Annotated in this window: 20 protein-coding genes; 13 read left to right on the top strand and 7 right to left on the bottom strand. The window is 40.4% G+C overall.

Features of this window, described 5'->3' with window-relative positions:
• Positions 1 to 24 precede the first annotated feature (24 nt).
• Both ACUVXA_RS03955 and ACUVXA_RS03960 read right to left on the bottom strand, forming a co-directional pair.
• On the bottom strand, positions 25 to 345 hold the full coding sequence (locus ACUVXA_RS03955) for a transposase (RefSeq protein WP_445869956.1): 321 nt from the start codon (positions 343 to 345) through the stop codon (positions 25 to 27).
• Between the two features lie 270 nt (positions 346 to 615).
• Positions 616 to 1,074, bottom strand: a complete 459-nt coding sequence (locus ACUVXA_RS03960; protein WP_445869937.1) for a helix-turn-helix domain-containing protein — start codon at positions 1,072 to 1,074, stop codon at positions 616 to 618.
• Between the two features lie 192 nt (positions 1,075 to 1,266).
• On the opposite strand from ACUVXA_RS03960, the gene ACUVXA_RS03965 reads away from it, so the two are divergent.
• Complete coding sequence (locus tag ACUVXA_RS03965) at positions 1,267 to 1,671, top strand: SCP2 sterol-binding domain-containing protein (protein ID WP_445869938.1); 405 nt, start codon at positions 1,267 to 1,269, stop codon at positions 1,669 to 1,671.
• A 45-nt stretch (positions 1,672 to 1,716) separates the two neighbouring features.
• On the top strand, positions 1,717 to 2,880 hold the full coding sequence (locus ACUVXA_RS03970) for an iron-containing alcohol dehydrogenase (RefSeq protein WP_445869939.1): 1,164 nt from the start codon (positions 1,717 to 1,719) through the stop codon (positions 2,878 to 2,880).
• Between the two features lie 5 nt (positions 2,881 to 2,885).
• On the opposite strand, the gene ACUVXA_RS03975 is transcribed toward ACUVXA_RS03970, so the two are convergent.
• The 3 genes from ACUVXA_RS03975 to ACUVXA_RS03985 are packed head-to-tail and all read right to left on the bottom strand — an operon-like array spanning position 2,886 to position 6,582.
• Complete coding sequence (locus tag ACUVXA_RS03975) at positions 2,886 to 3,716, bottom strand: hypothetical protein (protein ID WP_445869940.1); 831 nt, start codon at positions 3,714 to 3,716, stop codon at positions 2,886 to 2,888.
• A 56-nt stretch (positions 3,717 to 3,772) separates the two neighbouring features.
• Positions 3,773 to 4,984, bottom strand: a complete 1,212-nt coding sequence (locus ACUVXA_RS03980) for a DNA double-strand break repair nuclease NurA (protein ID WP_445869941.1) — start codon at positions 4,982 to 4,984, stop codon at positions 3,773 to 3,775.
• Positions 4,981 to 6,582: an ATP-binding protein gene (locus ACUVXA_RS03985; RefSeq protein WP_445869942.1), complete on the bottom strand. Its 1,602-nt coding sequence runs from the start codon at positions 6,580 to 6,582 to the stop codon at positions 4,981 to 4,983. Before ACUVXA_RS03985 ends, ACUVXA_RS03980 begins: the two co-directional genes overlap by 4 nt.
• A 534-nt stretch (positions 6,583 to 7,116) precedes the next feature.
• Here ACUVXA_RS03985 and ACUVXA_RS03990 point away from each other — a divergent pair.
• From ACUVXA_RS03990 to ACUVXA_RS04015, 6 genes are read left to right on the top strand one after another with little or no spacing between them, the layout of a single operon-like run.
• A complete protein-coding gene (locus tag ACUVXA_RS03990; protein ID WP_445869943.1) occupies positions 7,117 to 7,413 on the top strand; it encodes a winged helix-turn-helix transcriptional regulator in 297 nt (98 codons plus the stop codon).
• Between the two features lie 15 nt (positions 7,414 to 7,428).
• Positions 7,429 to 7,707, top strand: coding sequence for a helix-turn-helix domain-containing protein (locus ACUVXA_RS03995; RefSeq protein WP_445869944.1), 279 nt, complete (start codon positions 7,429 to 7,431; stop codon positions 7,705 to 7,707).
• Between the two features lie 26 nt (positions 7,708 to 7,733).
• Positions 7,734 to 8,030, top strand: coding sequence for a winged helix-turn-helix transcriptional regulator (locus tag ACUVXA_RS04000; protein ID WP_445869945.1), 297 nt, complete (start codon positions 7,734 to 7,736; stop codon positions 8,028 to 8,030).
• A gap of 7 nt (positions 8,031 to 8,037) precedes the next feature.
• Positions 8,038 to 8,349: an HTH domain-containing protein gene (locus ACUVXA_RS04005; protein ID WP_445869946.1), complete on the top strand. Its 312-nt coding sequence runs from the start codon at positions 8,038 to 8,040 to the stop codon at positions 8,347 to 8,349.
• On the top strand, positions 8,346 to 8,672 hold the full coding sequence (locus ACUVXA_RS04010) for a hypothetical protein (protein WP_445869947.1): 327 nt from the start codon (positions 8,346 to 8,348) through the stop codon (positions 8,670 to 8,672). Before ACUVXA_RS04005 ends, ACUVXA_RS04010 begins: the two co-directional genes overlap by 4 nt.
• 53 nt (positions 8,673 to 8,725) lie before the next feature.
• The gene (locus tag ACUVXA_RS04015) at positions 8,726 to 9,052 is read left to right on the top strand and encodes a MarR family transcriptional regulator (protein WP_445869948.1); all 327 of its coding nucleotides are present in this window, start codon (positions 8,726 to 8,728) and stop codon (positions 9,050 to 9,052) included.
• Between the two features lie 91 nt (positions 9,053 to 9,143).
• On the opposite strand, the gene ACUVXA_RS04020 is transcribed toward ACUVXA_RS04015, so the two are convergent.
• Both ACUVXA_RS04020 and ACUVXA_RS04025 read right to left on the bottom strand, forming a co-directional pair.
• Complete coding sequence (locus tag ACUVXA_RS04020; protein ID WP_445869949.1) at positions 9,144 to 10,253, bottom strand: Gfo/Idh/MocA family protein; 1,110 nt, start codon at positions 10,251 to 10,253, stop codon at positions 9,144 to 9,146.
• A gap of 219 nt (positions 10,254 to 10,472) precedes the next feature.
• The gene (locus ACUVXA_RS04025; protein ID WP_445869950.1) at positions 10,473 to 10,970 is read right to left on the bottom strand and encodes an ADP-ribosylation factor-like protein; all 498 of its coding nucleotides are present in this window, start codon (positions 10,968 to 10,970) and stop codon (positions 10,473 to 10,475) included.
• Positions 10,971 to 11,130: 160 nt separating this feature from the next.
• On the opposite strand from ACUVXA_RS04025, the gene ACUVXA_RS04030 reads away from it, so the two are divergent.
• The 5 genes from ACUVXA_RS04030 to ACUVXA_RS04050 all read left to right on the top strand — a co-directional run bounded on the left by ACUVXA_RS04030 (position 11,131) and on the right by ACUVXA_RS04050 (position 17,597).
• A complete protein-coding gene (locus tag ACUVXA_RS04030) occupies positions 11,131 to 13,287 on the top strand; it encodes a hypothetical protein (protein WP_445869951.1) in 2,157 nt (718 codons plus the stop codon).
• Between the two features lie 241 nt (positions 13,288 to 13,528).
• The gene (locus tag ACUVXA_RS04035; RefSeq protein ID WP_445869952.1) at positions 13,529 to 13,867 is read left to right on the top strand and encodes a molybdopterin-dependent oxidoreductase; all 339 of its coding nucleotides are present in this window, start codon (positions 13,529 to 13,531) and stop codon (positions 13,865 to 13,867) included.
• Entirely contained in the window at positions 13,848 to 14,066 is a 219-nt protein-coding gene (locus tag ACUVXA_RS04040; RefSeq protein WP_445869953.1) for a molybdopterin-dependent oxidoreductase, read from the top strand. The genes ACUVXA_RS04035 and ACUVXA_RS04040 overlap by 20 nt, the downstream gene beginning before the upstream one ends.
• A gap of 137 nt (positions 14,067 to 14,203) precedes the next feature.
• Positions 14,204 to 16,387 (top strand): bifunctional alpha,alpha-trehalose-phosphate synthase (UDP-forming)/trehalose-phosphatase, encoded by a 2,184-nt coding sequence (locus ACUVXA_RS04045; RefSeq protein WP_445869954.1) that lies wholly within the window; start codon positions 14,204 to 14,206, stop codon positions 16,385 to 16,387.
• A 1-nt stretch (position 16,388) separates the two neighbouring features.
• Entirely contained in the window at positions 16,389 to 17,597 is a 1,209-nt protein-coding gene (locus ACUVXA_RS04050) for a glycosyltransferase (RefSeq protein WP_445869955.1), read from the top strand.
• The last annotated feature ends 342 nt before the right edge of the window (positions 17,598 to 17,939 follow it).

The following is a 17,939-nucleotide window of genomic DNA, read 5'->3' on the forward strand; positions in this document are numbered from 1 at the left end:
AACCGAACACCATCTGGAAGTGTCCTAGATGGGTAAGTTTCGGACAACGGTGTGGTAGGAGACGTTGTCCAGAATAATGTAGATTACGTAGTAGTTATTGTAGGTCTCTCTTGCTTTAGTTACCCAGGCTTGGAACTCATTCGTGTTGGCGGTCTTGGCGGTGTGGAGAATCACCAGTCCTTCTACGTCTACGGAGCCGAAGACCGCGATCTTATCGTTTTTGCTAACCCAGCAGCGGGCTGTGAGTTTCTTCTCCCTCGCCCATGCCCTCCTTAACCTTATGCGTAGCTCAACGAACCACTCGTCTTCAAACAGTATTGCGACTTTCAGCCCTCTCTTCTCCAGCTTCTCCCCTTTTTTAAAAGGGCGGGAAGGACCTTTTTTGAATAGCTTTCAACCTCTTCCTCCTTCTGCGCGGCGTTCTTAATGTAGGGTTTTAGGAGGTTATAGCCTCTTCTCCGGCGATAGATTCGCAGAATCTTTGTTACGGTTTTTCTCCCTTATTAGCCTAATAATTTATTGTTTTATCGGTATTTTTCCTCATTTTTTTATGTTTAAACCGCCTCAGATTGAAAAAAGCTGGGAACAAGGTTTGAAGCACACAAGGAAAAAGCCTCAAAAAAAGGGCAGATTTTGCGAATCTATCGTCCGGAGGAGCTTGTAGAGTGAGTTTTTGTGGTAGGACACGCTGAACTTCTTCTCTACGTGAAAGAGTACGAGCTTCGTAGCCCAAAGGTCGTAGTCGTAACCAGACTCCCTCGGAGATTTGGCCAGGTCCTCATCGAGTTCCTTCAGCTCCTCCTCACTAAGCTTAGGAGGTCTGCCAGCTCCCTTTCCAGGCTTGAGTCCCTTAAAACCGCCCAGGTTCCACTGCTCAACCCACCTGAGCAGTGTCCTCTCACTTATCCTTACGGCGTCGAGGACAGGCTTCCTTTCATATCCCAGGGCAAGCATCCTAATTGCGGTAAGTTTATTCAGATACCTTACATCTCCCCTTGCTCTACACTTATCAATCTCAGCATCAATCTCGCCTAAGTCAACCCTCCTGGTGAGCCACTTAACACGCCTACCCAACAACATCACCATAAAAAATACACATTTAAATGACAAAAATATTTCGAAATACTATATTATATTCATTTTCGAGAATACGCTGTGGGAATCTTTTCATTCTTGTTGGTTATTGTCTTTTTAATAAAATTTATATTATATGATGTTAGTTTTCCTGTTTTAAGGAATAATTTGAATGACTTGGAGGTTTGTTTTGTGGTTAGGTTTCCAAGTGATGCTTGGGCTAAGGCGTATATGAAGGCCTTGAATGAGAATAGGGCTTATGAGGATTCGGCTTCGGACTGGGAAGGTGATTTTCTCTTCGTTCTGGATGCTGATGATAAGTTGAAGGAACGGACGGCGATATATATTGACCTTTATCATGGGAAATGCAGGGATGCGTATGTTTTGAAAGCGGGTGAAGAAAAGAAAACAAATTTTGTCATTGAGGCTCCTTACAGTGTATGGGTTAGGGTGATTAAGAAGGAGCTAGATCCAGTTCAAGGTTTAATCATGGGGAGGCTGAAGTTGAAGGGCGATATGGCTAAGGTGATGAAATATACTAAAGCGGCTCAGGAGATGGTTAACACCACTACTGCTATTCAGAGCGAGTTTCTTTAAGTCTTATTATCGTTTTTATTGTTTGATTTGATTGGGGTGATGGTTGTGTGGTTTTTTATTGGGCCGAAGGTTGTTTTCGGCGAGGATGCTTTGGATTACTTGGAGCAGATTCGGGGTAGTAAGACTTTAATCGTTACGGATAGGATTATAGTTGATTTGGGGATTGTTGACAAGGTTAAGGATAAGTTAAAAATTGCCGGTATAGAATGTGAGGTTTTTGATGAGGTTGAACCAGACCCTTCAGATGTTACGGTTATGAGAATTGTGGATAAGTTGAAGAGTTACGAGCCAGATTGGATCCTTGGGTTGGGCGGTGGGTCAAGTATGGATGCTGCTAAGACAGCCTGGGTGTTGTGGGAGAATCCAGATAAGCGGATGGAGGATATTAATGCTTTTACTCCAGTGATGGTAAATCAGAAGGCTAGGCTTATCACCGTCGCAACCACTAGTGGTACCGGTTCGGAGGTGACTTGGGCTACTGTGGTTACTAATACCAAGGAGCATCGGAAGATGATACTGATGGCGAAGGAGATTGTTCCTTTTGCAGCAATTGTTGATCCTAAGCTTACGGTTAGTATGCCTCCCAAGCTGACTGCAGTTACAGGTATGGATGCTTTAACCCATGCTGTGGAGAGTTACATAAATTCTTGGAAAAACGATTTTTCTGACGCATTAGCTATGAGGTCTATCCAACTTATTTTCGAGTATCTTCCCAGAGCATGCATGAATAGTGACGATATGGAAGCCCGCACAAAAATGGCTAATGCGGCAACTATGGCAGGATTATCTTTTGGCAACTCCTCTGTAGGTATTGCTCATGGAGTAGCACATTCGGTTGGAGCAGTTTTTGGATTACCACACGGATTGGTTTGTGGCGTAGCGTTACCTTACGTTATAGAGTATAATATTTCAACTTCGGCAAAATTTTTGGCTGAGCTGGCAGAGCTTATTGGAATTAAGGAGCAGAACGAAAAAAAGGCGGCTAAGATGTTGGCCGATAGGACACGACAGCTTATGATGGAGATTGGTATTCCCCTTAGTTTGAAGGAATCAGGTATTGTGGAGAAAGATTTTAAAGAAAATTTTGGGCGTTTAATTAGGATGATTTATGAGGATGCTTCCGCTACCTTGAATCCTAGATCATTCACGAGGGAAGAAATCGAGAAAATCTATCAGTGTATTTATTATGGTAAGGAGATTGATTTCTGAAAGAGTTACATAAACTTGTATAGTTGAATTAAAGGTGTTACCTCGTTTATGGCCGCTTCAAGGCTTATAGAAGAGTATTGATCTATTACGTATTGTTTCTCTTCTTTTATTATTTGGTGTTTGCTCAGTATTTCTAGGGTTTCTACTAGGCGTTCATAGAGGGGAGAGTTTTTGATTTCTTCTAGGTCTTGATGTTGCAGTATTTGGAGGGTGGTTACTTCTAGTTTTTTTTGGCGTATTTCTCTGAGAGCGGATATTATAGTTTTAGGGGGTGGGGTTCCTGTTTTCCAGATTAAGGTTTCTTTTCCATTTCCTAGTAGGGTGATTATTTTATTGTCGTGGAGCTCTTTTAACAGTAATCTAGGGTGGTCGGTGAAGCTTTGGGCTACTTTGATGATTTCTTCTACGCTAATCAAGGTGGGGGAGTGTAGTATTAAGTCGAAAATTTTTCGGTGGTCGCTCCAGTCTTGATGGGTTCCATGGAGGAGGTAGCTGCTGTTTTTTAGTACGGTGAGCTTTCCGTTTTTCACTATGATAGGAGTTAGTTCTATTTCGATTTTTTTGTGGAGCTCTTTTAAGGCTCCGTTGCTGTTGAGGGTGACTCCGATTATTTCGGTTAGGAGTTTGGATATTTCGGCAGGAATATTTAATAAGCGGGTGGCTCGGGCGATGATTGATTCTTCTCCTCGAGAGTAGAAAACGTCTATAATTTTTCTCAGTTGATAGGTGGGGAGTATGGGTTTTTTTTCGTAGAATTTTTTTATACAGTTGTCTATGAATTTTCTTCTGAGAGGTTCTCCTATTCTGAGGACAGGGAAGAGGGTGGTGTATGCCATAGCGTCTCGGTTTGCTCTGATGAAGCCCAGTGACCCTGATTGTTCGATGCCCAGTTCTAGACCCCCCTTGGTTTCCTTGTGTTCCAGATCACCTCTAATCCGTGTTTTGGTTTAAATAACCGGTAAAACTTTTTGGGAGAGATATTGTTTTTTCTGGCGATTTTAACGATTTTGGCTAGTAGTTCATCTGCCAGAAAGTTGGGTAAATCTGTTTCAATAAGGCTGAAAGCATGGGCGAATTCCAAGGACCAAGGCACATTGTTCAAATTGCTTGCCTGATAATAGATTGCTGAGCACAAGTATTCGAGCAGTTTTTCGTTCTCCGCTAGACCCTTATGTACCTCCACTCTGATGGGAAGTGCATCTTGGTGAGGTTTTATGTAGAAAAATCTTTGCTCAGAGAGAAACTTTGAATATCTTGGTCCAAAGATTTTCCTCTGGGCTAATATTGACCACAATTTGCTGGTTTGTGGAGTAGTTATGTGGAAGCCCTCTCGGTTACTCGGGGGAAGGACAGAGTCTAAAAGATTAGCATCATTTATTCTACCATATACGCCACTCAGCCATGAAGATACGCCCCGGTGATTTGAAATAAAATCCATAGAGTGGGGAGATTTGATTACAAAAGCGTGTAGAGTTTCTAAAAGTTTTTCAGCCACCATGTCTGCGGTGCCATTATTCCCATAAATTTTTTCAAAAACAGTTCGATATTCCTTTTGCACTTCTCTTGCACGGTTACTGAAAATCTTCGAATCCGCAGGATCATAAGGTAGGAGGTCGTAGTGAGGAAGGAAGGGGCCGTCTAGTAAAACCAGATCATAGCTGCTACTATCAAGTGCCTTGAGAGTGACTAGACGCTCCAAGTATTGTCGGGATATTGCTTGAATCCGCTCCACATCTTCATCCACTAATCCCATCACTGGTATACATTTTCCAATAATATAGGGATTGTGTGCTACGGGATTATTGCACTTAAAAGTGATTCCCGCAGCTGAAACAACTATAAGGTCCAGGCCTGCTCTTTGACTTCTATTGGAGGAACCGTCAACTGCTTGAGTGACTGCGTCTTTTGCCGCGGGGTTGATTCTCAGTTTTAGGGTGTCAATCTCTTTACGGTCATTCAGACCCTCAACCGCTTCGATTAATTCGAGATACACGTCATAAAATCGATGAACCTCGGATTCGAGAATATCCAGTGTTTGATGGAATAATTCACTTCTATATTTTCCGCTTCGCTCCGCCTCTAGGAATTTTAATAGGTTGGTCAACCCCCATTCCGCTCCGCGAAATCCTTATGCAGGTCGAAAACGCTTTTTCCACCATAACCCAGCTGAATATCTCCCTTTTCTATACATACACAGAGAGGATCTTTCAGAGGAGTAGCCATACCGGCAATTAGAAACTCGCCCACTCCTAACCGAGGAAGAATTTTCTGAATTTCAGGAAAATCGGTGTAGTCTTCAATAGCCCTCATGTCGTTTGCTGCAGTTAAACATCCGCAGAATAGGGTGCTGAGGTTGGAGAAGACGGTTTTCGAAATTCGAGAGATTCTCTGATTTATAATGGTAAGATTGGCACCAAATTTACGCCCCTCCTCCGAGAAACTGGTAATTTTACCAGAACAGAGGTAAGGCTTTCCCACAGTTATTTGCCCATAAGACCCTCCCATCTCGGGGATATAGTTTTTTGCTTCATCAATCACCAAATGAATCGGATACCTATTCCGCAAAACCAAATCTGCTATAGTACCAATCTTGGCCTGTCTTGCATCCAAGGAATCATAAGAAGCATCAATAACCAGAATATTCCCAGCAACTCTCTTCCAAATTTTGTTATACTGATCAACGCTTGCTCCTGTAAAAACATTTTTACCAAGCATTTTGACTCTGCGCCTTATCGCAGAGCTCCAGGCACTTATGGACCCATCTTTTTTATAGAACTCATCCAGCCACTGATCAACATATGACAAGAAGCATTCGGGATTAAGCTCGGCAGCACCGCAGGTAAAATCCATTATAAAGAGGTCGGCAGCTACTTCGACTGCTTTTTTAGCCTGAGAGGGAAGCACATCTAAGCCGAGAGTTTTTACAATATCACTGGCTTCGGTGGGAACTACTGGTAACTCGCTACTAGACATAACTTGGAAATTGTTACATAACCGGTCAAGATTGCTGGTAGCGTATTCCCCAGTGTGATCCCATACCAGAACATTGACCTTCTGCTTTAGAGAAGACATACCCAAGATATTTGCCGCTGTGGTAACACTCTTACCCATTCCGATACGGGCGAATATACCTACTCCCAAGCGTAATATGGCTGAGGCATCGAGGTCAACTGGGTAATCGGTTTCCCGAATTTTACCCACCGGATAGTATTCTCCGTCCCTCTCCGGGTCACGGAAAAGTGCCTCATAATTTTCTCTGCTCGCGATAAAAATTGGGGAACATGGTTTAGGAGGATGTGACAATCTTCTCACACCTGGATTGGCGGGAATTCCATATAATCGGAGTTCCCCATACTTCATATTCTGATCCAGACGAGGCACTTCGCCGTATAGGCTGGAAAAGTAGTTCAAAACATCTGTGGTTGCTCCCCGGGTGGCGGCGAATAGGTTTGATACTAGTCCGATTGCTTTAGTGTTGTTGTGGCTGACGGTGAGGAGCTGGCCCTCGTAAACGTACTCCGTGGCGTAGTCGAAGACTGCAAAATCGCACTTTTTAGTGCTGGTTGGACTAGTTACAAATCCCACGGGAGAGGCGCCCTTCAAGATTTGTTCTTTGGATCGCAAATACTCGTACTCTTCGACTTCAGAGCTTATGATAGCTCTCAGCACGGGTGTTTCAAGGCCGGTTTCCTCAACCGTCATTGTTTTTACCTCATGTTAATTTGGCTTGACTAGTTTTATAATCAAACTTCTATTTAAATCTAGTGGAAAACACAAAGAAATTTTAAAAAGATGGAAGGGATACCTATCATAATATATAAATAAATAGCCATTTTTGTGATAGGACTTCTATTGTTAATTAAAAACTTTCTTGAGTTTAATAAAGTGGAAGGAAGCCTGGGACTCAGAGTGTGGATTTTTCCTATAAAAATGATCAATTTTTGCCTAAAAATTATAGTCTGATACGTGTAAAACGGATAATAAAAGCGATTCCTATCAAGGTATTTAAATAATTTGTTGAAATTATGATAGTGTACCTTTATCGCTGATTATACTTTTAAAAGGATTTTTTTAAAAAAAGACCATAAAATATATATACAAGATTCATAATACTCCTATTAAAATCCTTACTTCCACTCTAAAAGAAATAAATATTGAATAAATGACAGTTCAGATATCTCCCAAAACAGCTTAAATCTAGGAGAACCACACCGAAAATTAATTGAGGCGCCCTCAATGCTGGATGAGTTATTAGGTTTGGGAAGATCTAAAACACGTTTGGACATTATCAACCTTATGTTAGATGAGGGAAGACCTTTATCGGCTTCTGAGATAGCCGAGAAACTCAAAATCAGCCTGAATGCCGCCAATATTGCAATCCATTATATGAATAAGGCGGGACTTTTGAATAAGGTTGAACGCGGCATGTATGAGGTTAATGTTCACGCCTTTTGTAAGGCCTTTTTGACTTTTATTTTGGGTTCTAAAATTAAGGGTTATGCCGATAAGAGTTTGGAGGATTTCACAAGGTAGGAGGTGAATAGGGATTTGAGTAGCCGAATAGGTAATACTGTGTTGAGGTTACGGGGAGGAAGTCTTAAGGTTTTGTCTCTTCTGTCAATTTCCCATCGTCCCTTGAGACCGGTTGAGATTGCGGAAATTTTGGGCATGCCGCTTAATGATGTGGGAAAGTATCTTGTGCGTTTGGGTAGTAAGGGGTTGGTTTCAAAGGTTGATATGGAGGGTAATTCTACTGGGTATGTTTCAAATTTGGATATTCTGGAAATGTTACTGGATCATGAGCGCAGGTTGAGAGAGCTTGAATAGTTTTGTTTGGGAAGGGGGCACCGGTTTTGGTTGTTAATGGGACTGAGGAACTTTTTGATAAGTTTGATAAGCTTTTAAGATTAAGGGATACTGCAAATAGGGTTCTGGTTTATATTCTTACTAGTCCAAGGCCGGTTACTCCCAAGGAGCTTATTGACAATTTGGGTTTAACAGAGAATAGTGTTTGGAAAACTGTGCGACGTTTAGAGTCGGATGGTTTTATTAGATCTGTGGAAAGAGGAGAGTATGAACCTAATTTTGGCTTTATAACTGCGCTTCTCTTGTTTAAGGTGCAGGAATTGATTAAAGCTTTAGAGAAGTGATTTCAGGATGATTGAGGATGAGGAACAAATTGGCCCCAAAGATGCGTTTAGTAAGCTGTTGAGGCTGGGGGAGTCTTCCATTCAGATAATTGAGTACATTCTGTGTTCCCCTAAGCCTGTTACTCCGAAGGAACTGGTAGAGGTTCTAGGAATAACTGAGGGGACAGCCTGGAATGCTCTGAGTAGGTTACAAAAAATTGGTTTTCTAGTTTCTAAAAATAGGGGGGAATATGAGGCTAATGAGGGGTTTATTTTAGCGATGGTTCTCTTCTCCTTGACTGATATTGTAGAAAAATTAAGGGAGGTGAAGCGAAGATGAGTAGTCTGGGAGAAACCGAAGAGCGAAAAAAGTTATTGGAGATCATTAAGGGTCTCCGGGGAAGGAGCATCTCTATATTGAATTATATTCTTGAGAGCCAAAAAGGAAGCCCGGTGGCCTCTGCCAAAATTCAGGAAGATTTGGAGTTGACGCCTTCCAATCTTTCGCACGGTGGGAAAATATTGGAAGACGCTAAAATGATAATTAGAGAAAAGGAGGGTTATACTCCCAATATGGGATTTTTACTCGCAGCAATTCTGGATATTGTCCTAGACCTTGAAAAGAGAGTAAAAAGCATCGAGGACGAAATGAAGAAAAAATAACCGTATACTTAAATTATGGGAAGAAAATTTGTTCGGTTTGGAGGTAGGTATGAATGAGAAATGAGGAACCACTGGAGGAAGGCGAAGTAATTGCTGGAGATTTTAAGACCCTGTTAAAGCGTTTAACTGATCCAAGAGCCAAGACCATGTACTCTATACTAGAACTTTTGCTTCAACATACTAAGGGGGAACCAGTTCCAGCGGGTGAGATAAAAGATAAACTGGGAATTTCAAAACAGGCAGCTACCAATGCGGCGCGCAGACTTGAGGAAGGCGGACTTATCACCCGCACCTCCGATGGATACATGATAAATCTGGGATTTTTAATAAGTTTACTTATCCAAATAATTGGAGATCTTCTGAGACGATTGGAAGCCTAAAATAAAATCGGGAAATGCCTGTCTAAAAGCTCTCCAAGTTATGTTAATATTTATTATTAGATGGGGATCGAAAATTTAAATTGTTAATAAGTTATATGCTAATTTTCTCTAACCCCTCAATTATACTACGGGTTCCTTTGGTTGATGCTACTTTTTCTAAATCTTCTAGTGTAGCGGTTTTTCCTGTTTTAGCAGATAAGTAACCTAGAAGTACCATCGCCACCGCTTTCTTTGCTTCTTCTGGAGTAAAAACAGGTTGTTTGTCCTCAAGTACACATTCTGCAAAATGCTCATCTTCGTGCCTAAAACTGATAATGTAGTACATAGGGAATGGTTCATGCTCTACATCCGGACTATACCATTGATATCTTTTTTCACCGGCTTCCTTTACTGTTGAGAAAATCTGAACTGGTTTTTTCCAAGAGTGATCTTCCAGAATTGTTCCTTCTGTTCCATAAAACTCCAGCCTATTATTGGGAGTGCTGAATACCGTGTCACTTACCACAATTTCGCCGATGCACCCGCTTTCAAACTTCATGAACATCATGGCGTTGTCATCAGCTTTATTTTCAAGTTTTATCATTTGCTTTGCAAGCCAACAGTAAGCTAATGATACGTCGCCTAGCATCCAATTGAGGATAGCAAATTTGTGAACCCCTGCATCCATTAATACGCCGCCACCTGCTTTTTCTGGTGAACCTTTCCAGTGCTCGGGTATAGAAAGATCGGGGGTCTCATCCACCCCCTCGTATCCTCTTACCAGAAGAGGGATTCCTATTAATCCCTCATTAAGTACTTTTTTAATTAGTTTATGGGCGGGTAGAAAGCGGTGGTTCTCAGCAATCATTAATTTGACTCCCGCCTTTTTTGCTGCCTTGATCATTGTGTCACATTCCTCAAGGGTTGGCGCCATGGGTTTTTCGCATAGGATATGCTTTCCAGCCTCTGCAGCTTCTATGGTTAAATCGCTGTGTAAAAAGTGGGGAAGCGCTATAAGAACAGCGTCAACATCATTACTTTTCAAAATGTCCTGATAATTTCTGCTCGCAGTTAGGTGGTAAATATCTGCTAGCTTTTTGGTATTCTCATAGTTCGCATCATAGGCGGACACTAATTTGATTTTCTGTGAAGGCCTGCATGCTGAGGCGTGAAAATGAGCAGCCGTACCGCATCCTAATACTCCGATTCTTAATTGCTTCATTTTCATTTTCCTCTTTTTAATACGAATAATATTGGAAGTTTTCAAAAATTAAAAATTGGATATAGAAGATTAATCTGTTATTAATAATTATATTAATATTACTCTTAAAAAAGCAGACCACACAGCAGAAATTTATCTGATATTAAGCTTATTTTTGGTTCCATAAATTTTTAGGGCAGTGTATACAAAAAATAATTTTTGATAGAAGGAAACCTTTTTCTAATTACTTTTCTTTTTCAACACATACTCCTCAATTGCCTCTCTCAATATTTGACACATTACTGGTTTTCTTTTGGGATCAATTGCTACCATGCCATAAGTTTTTAGCCCCAGATGATCCTCCACTTGTTTTGGACTTAGAGCTCCGGGAAGATCTTGTTTGTTAGCTATTACCCAGAATGTGGTGCCAGGTATATTAGCATATTTTTCAATTATCTGCTTTGTTTCTGCAAGATTCTCAGGTGTTGAATCGGTCACAATAAAAATAACTTTGGAACCTCTTGTCAAGCCCCTCCATAAGAAGTGAAATCTGCCCTGTCCCGCGATGTCGAAAAGGCTAACCTCATAGTCGCCCACGGATAGAAAACCTAAATTTAGTCCGATGGTCTGTTGGTAATTCTCCACCACTTTTTCGTCGGTTAGCAACGTAACAATGCTGGTTTTTCCCACAGCTGGGAGCCCTATGAAAGAAACCTTTGCATGTTCCGTTGTGCACACCCCCACCATGTAGATTGTTGGAAATCAATTTCTTTACTTGTTATTTTCAAACTTGGTATTATAGAAGTAATACGCGGATATTGTTTATGATATTAAAAATAGGAAGATTAATTTCCGTGTTTTTCAATATTTAAAATATTTTTGCAGAAGGTGTTTAGAATTGACGGTTTATGTGAATTTTCATTTTCACTTGAATATGTTTTATGCGGAATATACTGATGAAGAGGTGATCCGGCGTTTTCCGAACATTTATCGGGCTTTGCTGGATTTTTTTGACCGTTTTCCAAGGATTAAGGCTGGCTGGGATATTGAGGCAACCCGGTCCATTAATTATCTTAAGCGGGTGGCGCCGGATGTTATTGATCGCATTAATAAGGGGATTGAGAAAGGACAGTTTGAAATTTTACTGGACACGTGGAGTTTTAGTCTTCCTGCTATGCACACCGGAGAAGAGTTTGATTTTCAACATAGGCTAGCTGTAAAGAATTTGACTAAGACGTTTAAACGCGTTTCCAAAGGGTACTTTGCTCAGGAGTGCTCTTATCATCCTGCAATGCCCATTCTTTTCCGGAGAAATGGTGTGGATTATTTTGTGATACAGATGTCTGCGGTGCGTAATTTGCTTCAGGATGTTTCTAATCTGGACCATAGAATGCATGAGTTAATAGCCTATGATGGCGCTACCACTATTCCTTGTGTTCTGTTTGTTACCGGTGTGGTTGAGGACCCTGTTGCTAAGATTAAACAAATGAAGGATAGTGAGTTTGGCGATGTTCTGGTTGTAATTATGGAGGATGCCGAAGTGCTGCGGACGGACGTTCTAGAGGATTATATAAGTGAGTTTGATAAGTTGGGCTATGTGGAGTACGTACTTTGTAGTGATTTTGTACGGAGTGCAAAGGTGGGAAAAAGCTTGGCCCTCCATGATTTGACATGGGTTCCCGGTCCTTATGACTACTTGCTTTGGGTTAGAGATCCCTGGGATCAATATTTATGGACTTTGAATGAAAATGTCAGACAGGATATTCGTGAAGCCGAATTTTGGATAAAAAAAGCCAAAGGTGAAGGGGTCGATGTTATTGAGGAGGAGGGAGAGCTAGATGAGGCAAAAAAGTGGATGCTTTTAGGCCAGAACTCCGATAAGTTGGGTTGGGCCCCGTGTACTTATAAGAGGTTTCAGGGAGAGTATGAATATCGTTACGCTTCAGAAATAGCTCAGATTGCTGGTGCAGTAGCCAGTGAGAAAATTTTTTCCAGAATGAGTTTTGATTGGGCAAAGGAACCCTTTAAAAAATACTTAATTTTTAATTACCATCCATATCAAGTTCCAGAGATGCCTTTAAACTTAGGAATTAGGTTAGAGGATCGAGTATTAAAAATGGAGGAAGTTGTTTTACAAATTGGGGAAGAAAATGTTCTTTCAGATTTTACTAGTTCTAAGCTCCATTTTGATGGGACATTAAATGAGGCCAATCTAGTTTATATTGGTGGCTTAAAGCCAGGAGAGATTGTTACTGCTCAGATTGTTAAGGGCGAATTGGAAATGGAAAGTAGAGAAGCTTTCTCTGTTTCTGAAAACGTTTTAGGTAATGAACTTCTGGAACTACAATTTAAAAAGGGCGTTCCTCTACGTCTAGTTGATAAATCCAATGATACAATTTATGGCGGGGAGGATCAGCCTTTTTTGGATTCTTTGACTTCGTTTCTGGACGAGGAAAATTTGGAAACCTCTCCCTCGGTGGAGGTGTCAAATAGGGGAGATAGAGGTGTTTTCGCGGAGGTTAGATACAATCGGATGCTAACTAATAGTTCTAGTATATCTACAAGGTTTAGGGTTTATCGAGGTTTGCCTCTGTTAGAGGTAGAATCGCAGGTCGATGTGAGAGGCGCACATGCGGGGCGTATTGAGCCTTTAAATCTTAGACCGAGTATAGGTAGACCGAGGATGCTTTGGAGAGAATTGGGCAGTCATCTAGTACCATTGGAAGTTAGAGATAATAGAATATTTCATCCTCTGGTTAATGATTGGTTCGCTTTATCTAATGATGAAAAAGGATTGATTGTAGCAGGGGATGGTAAGATTCGCTCATTTAAGGAGATTAGGGATGGTGAGACAGAGATTAGCCTGTTTAAAGCAGAGTCAACTTATTCAACTGATCCTATGGAGGCTTTTAGAGGAGTTTATCAACTAAAGTGTATTATAGTGCCTTTCAAGGGAAGGCTTCCAGATAAATATGTGTCCTTAGCCAGATGTTATACCATGTCACCAGGAATTGTGGGTATGACGCAGTATGAAGGATTCAGACAAGTAGTGTAGGTAAAATTCTGCGCTGAAATTTTATCAGAGGTAAAAATTTTAAAGCTTGAGTTTAATTGTAAAACAAAGAGCTGAAGAAGGCGGAGAAACTACAATAATCCTGAAGAAAAATAATTATAGAATATTGAAAAATAAAGCCTGAAAATGCTTTTTGGGTAGTATGAGGGAATAGTCTATGAAAAATAAAGTAATTACAAGCCCGGATACGGAAAAATCGAACAGAGTACCTCCCGGTCAAAGGGTGACAGAGAAATGGCCTGTTCTTCACTACGGTAAAGTACCGAAGGTAGATGTTTCAGAGTGGAAGTTTAAGATCTGGGGGCTAGTAGAAGAAGAAAGAAAGCTTAGTTATCAAGAATTCCTGTCATTGCCAATGATTAAAGTGTTTTCGGATATTCATTGTGTTACTGGTTGGTCGGAACTTAATAATCTCTGGGAGAGAGTAAGCACCAGTGTTATAAAAGATCTTGTTAATATACTGCCTGAAGCTAAATATGTTATCGTACGTTCAGTGGGTGGCTTCACATCCAACCTTTCACTAAGCGATTTCTTCGAACCAGATGCCCATATTCGCTATTAAACACAATGATGAACCACTAACTCCGGGGCATGGCTATCCGGTAAGACTCGCAGTTCCGAGACTTTATTTTTGGAAAAGTGCCAAATGGGTTACTGGTGTGGAGTTCACCGAAAAGGATAGAAGAGGCTTCTGGGAGAGTCGGGGATACCATAACCATGGTGATCCATGGAAAGAGGAAAGATACAGCTACCAAGAATAAATGCAGCTTAATTTAATGTGGTGTTTCTTGTTAACATCCAAATAATTACACAAATCCAACTTCGATGTGAGTTATAACAAGGAAAATTGCGTTATTCATGAGAGATAATTGCAAAAAAATATTTGAAGTGATCCGATTTGGAAAAATTATTAATAGTTTCGAATAGATTACCCATAAACATAGGAAAGAGAGCAGGAAAACTAAATTTTCAGACTAGTGTGGGTGGTTTGGTTACTGGGTTGGGCCCAGTTCACAAATCAAAAAAGAGTTTATGGATAGGATGGCCAGGAGTTACTTTGGACAAATTTAAAGAGGAGGAAAGAGAGGAAATCTTTGAAAAATTTGCTTCCAAAAATTTGGCTCCTGTTTTTTTGTCTGAAGAAGATATTGAAGATTACTATCATGGCTTTTGTAACGAAACCATCTGGCCCCTTTTCCACTACTTCCCAGAATTTACGGTATATAATAAAAACTACTGGGAATCATATGTTAGGGTAAATAAGGCTTTCTGTGAGGTAATTGTTGAGGTTGCTGAAGTTGAGGATACCATATGGATTCATGATTATCATTTAATGCTTCTTCCAAAGCTTATAAGGAACAAAATGCCAGATGCAACGATTGGATTTTTCCTCCACATACCTTTCCCATCGTTTGAGGTATTTCATCTGCTCCCATGGCGTAAAGAAATCATGGAAGGACTTTTAGGCGCGGATCTTGTAGGTTTTCATACATACGATTACGTTAAATACTTCCTCAGCAATGTCCGCCGTATATTAGGTTATGACCATACACTAGGTGAGATCACTCTAAGTAATCGTTTGGTGAGAGTGGACACATTCCCTATGGGAATAGACTATGATAGATTCGCCAGAGTTGAAAGCGATCCGAAAGTGCAAAGAGAAATTAAAATGATACATAAAAGAGTGGGAGAGCGTAAAATAATTTTATCCATCGATCGGTTAGATTACTCGAAGGGTATACCTCAACGATTGGAAGCGTTTGACACGTTTTTAACAAATTATCCAGAATTTAGGCAAAAGGTAACACTTATTATGGTTGCGGTGCCTTCGCGTACAGAGATTGAAAGCTATATTTTGTTAAAAAAACAGGTTGACGAACTTATCGGGCGAATTGACGGTATGCACGGCACTATTGGCTGGATGCCTGTTTGGTACCTTTATCGTTCTATACCTTTTCACACTCTACTTAGTCTTTATCGTATTGCTGATGTTGCCCTTATTACTCCTCTTAGGGACGGAATGAATCTAATATCGAAAGAATTTATTGCCACTAAAACCGATGGAAAAGGAGTTTTAATTCTCAGCGAAATGACGGGCGCTGCAAAAGAATTAGGAGACGCACTCATAGTGAATCCAAATAATAAGGAGGAAATTGCAGAAGCCATAAAAAAGGCACTAGTGATGTCGGAGGAAGAACAAATAAAGCGAAACAGAAATATGCAAAGCAGACTACAGCGTTATGACATACACAGATGGGTGAATGAATTTATGGGCGGATTGAATAATATCAAAGATCTTCAGAAGGAGCTTAATGCAAAAATACTTACAGGTAACATGAAGGAAAAAATTGTTGATGATTATCTTAAAAGCAATAAAAGTTTAATTTTATTGGACTATGACGGTACTCTTGTTCCATTTGCACCAAGACCGGTCCAAGCAAAGCCCGACGAAGAACTTCTGGAACTACTTAAAGCACTCACCCAGGAATCTAAAAATGAAGTGGTAATCATAAGCGGACGAGAAAAAGGAACATTGGATAGCTGGTTTAAAAGCTTGAATGTGGGATTAACTGCTGAGCACGGGGTTTGGATAAAAGAGAAAGAAGGAAATTGGGAGATTATAAAGCCGATAGGAAATGAATGGAAGGCAGAAATAAGGCCATTTCTTGAAATTTATGCAGACAAAACACCCGGCTCTTTTATCGAAGAAAAAGAGTTTTCGCTTGTTTGGCACTATCGAACCGCAGATCCGGAGTTAAGCGCTAGAAATGTGATTGAATTAAAGGGTTCTCTTTTGAATGTTGCTGCCCATTTTAACCTTGATGTTTTGGAAGGGAGTAAAGTAATTGAAATCAAAAATGCGGGTATAGATAAGGGGCTCGCTACATCACACTGGTTATCAAGGGGAGACTGGGACTTTATTATGGCAATCGGTGATGACTGGACGGATGAAGACACCTTTGCCGCTCTTCCTGAAACTTCATACACGATTAAAGTAGGCTTTGGTAGAACCCACGCTAGATTCAACTTGTATTCGCCAGAAGAAGTACGATCATTACTAAAACAGTTGATGAGGAAATAGCATGCGCAGCTTGGAGGATTATCGGGAAATTGTAGGAGATAGAGTTATTTCTCAGATACACAGATTAGCAAGTAAACTTTATGGAAAGCACATAGTACACGTAAACAGTACTTATCAGGGAGGCGGTGTTGCGGAGATTTTAGAATCGCTGGTACCGTTGATGAATGATGCTGGTCTAGATGCGGACTGGAGGATTCTTCATGGCACTCCTGACTTTTTTACTATAACTAAGAAATTTCATAACGCGCTTCAGGGAGAATCCATAAATTTTACCGAAATGAAGAAGCGTCTTTATTTGCAAGCCAATGAGGACTTTTCGGTATATGCAAATATAGATCATGACTGTGTAATTGTACACGATCCCCAGCCTTTACCCCTCATAAGATTTTATAAGAAAAGGCAGCCTTGGATCTGGAGGTGTCACGTTGATTGTTCAAATCCCAATGAGGAAGTCTGGGACTATTTTAAAAACTTCGTTCTCAGATACGACGCCATTATTATTTCTTCCGAAGACTACCGTAGGGTGAACCTCCCCGTAGACCAGAGAATTATTCATCCCGCTATTGATCCACTGGATACAAAAAATATTGAACTTTCTGATAGCGATATTGAGAAATATCTCAAAAAATTTGATGTCCCCACTGACAAACCTCTTATAACTCAGATATCAAGGTTTGACAAGTGGAAGGATCCAGAGGGAGTGTTAAATGTTTTTAAGCTCGTCAAAGAAAAGGTGGATTGCCGATTAGTTTTATGTGGGTCTATGGCCTCTGATGACCCAGAGGGCATGAAGATCTATGAGAAAGTAAGACGAAAAGCTAAAAATCTAATAAAAAACAATGATGTCATTCTAATAACCTCTGAAAACAATATTCTGGTAAACGCTTTACAACGAACCTCCAATGTTATAGTACAGAAATCCCAGAGAGAAGGCTTTGGACTTACCATAACCGAGGCCCTTTGGAAGGGAACACCTGTCGTGGCTTCAAGCGTTGGCGGTATCTGTCTTCAAATAATTGATGGTGAGAACGGATTTTTACTTGAACCTAATGACAATAGAGGATTTGCAGACAGAATTACTCAACTTCTAAAGAATCCTAATCAGGCAAAAGAAATGGGTAAAAAAGGTAAGGAAATTGTCAGAAAAAATTTTCTGATAACAAGACTTTTGATGGATTATTTAATCTTGCTTAACGACGTCATAATATAAGCCACAAAATAGTGATCAAGAATCTACCTCTACAGCTCCATATTTTCCAAAGTTCATTAAACTTAGCCGGCTACTTGTCCATTTTTTAAAGGTTCTATATTCAAATCTGACAATCCATATGTTCAATGTTGACTCCTTTGAATGTTTGGCTTATTCATGGTGATGGCGTGACTTGCTTGTTTCCACATCCCTGTGTCCAAAATTTTCACATGAAGATGTTAAAAATCGGGTAATTGTGTGAAGTGAAAACTGGAAACGAGCTTTTCCAGCCATCCACCAAGACGTATCCAAACATCAAGGAGTTTTATTTGAACATATGGTGAGAATAGCCTTAATAAAGAT

The sequence above is a fragment of the Candidatus Jordarchaeum sp. genome (assembly GCF_052745115.1).